This is a genomic window from Endozoicomonas sp. ONNA2, from assembly GCF_024606365.1.
Lineage (GTDB): Bacteria > Pseudomonadota > Gammaproteobacteria > Pseudomonadales > Endozoicomonadaceae > Endozoicomonas.
The window spans coordinates 1-1,014 of record NZ_JAHHPO010000018.1; the positions used below are offsets into that span (position 1 = coordinate 1).

At 49.6% G+C, this 1,014-nt stretch carries 1 protein-coding gene; it reads right to left on the reverse strand.

Annotation, left to right across the window (positions count from 1 at the left end; translation table 11 throughout):
• Positions 1-1,014: FGGY-family carbohydrate kinase (locus KDK14_RS00230; RefSeq protein WP_257263004.1), on the reverse strand; the 1,014-nt coding region annotated here is incomplete at both ends.

Consider the following 1,014-nt stretch of genomic DNA (forward strand, 5'->3'; position numbering starts at 1 on the left):
TTATAAATGTGTCGTATTTTGTCTGGTAAAAATCTGCCAGCTGGCAGTCAGGTTCCACCGTGTCGTGGTAGCGACTCATGGCTCTCATGCCATCCACAATACTGGTATATATACCAGCGGCCACCGATCCGGTAATGGCTCCACCAAGCAACATATTTTCTCTCTCACCCGCAATGGCTGCCGGAACATTGAGTATGTTGATATGTTCAGTGAGCAGCCGCTGGTTCTTTGCCAATCCCCCGGTGGGCATTAACAATTCAACGTGATACCCCGCTTTTTTTAACTTCTCTAATTGATAGCGTGCATCCAGGGCCAGGGCCTGAATACTGGCAAGGTACAGTACAGCAAGCGACTGATGACTTTTATCCAGAGTGAGGCCGGTAATCATACCCTGTTGTGGTTGATTCACTTCAGGTGCGTCAAAGTAAGGGAGCATGTGAAGGTGCGCTGTCAGCTTGCTGACATTTTCAGCGTCCGATCTGTTGTTACCCGCAAGCTCATCGAGAATCTGGTTAAGGTATTCATGAACCCCGGTACCCAGGCTGACAGAGATATCATAGATTGAGCTGTAAGCCGGGTGTGAAGTAATGATGTGATCAATAAAGGCGCCTGCTGCAGTTTGCCTGGCATAGATCAGCGAATAACCTTCCAGCCCCGAAGGGTAGGGGCCATCTGCCCCATTGCAGGTTAACATGCCCTTGCTGAACGCAACGTAGTTGGAGGAAGTTCCACCAATAAAACTGACTCTTTTGGTAATGCAGTCCAGTGATTGCTGGCTGTCCGGATGATTGTCGGCAAGTATGGTGGCGAGAGTGCCACCATAGGCATCAACGATACCAGTGGCAACCGGAGTTCCCTGTTTGAGGTTTAGCTGGTTAGCGGCACTTTGGCACAGGCCATTCCCGATGGCTGCACCAATCGCAAGGGATTCACCCTTAAATCGCTGCTCAATATCAATAGTCAGTTTGGCTGCAGCTTCTTTGGTAAAGACATTGCTGATCGAATCAGGCGTTC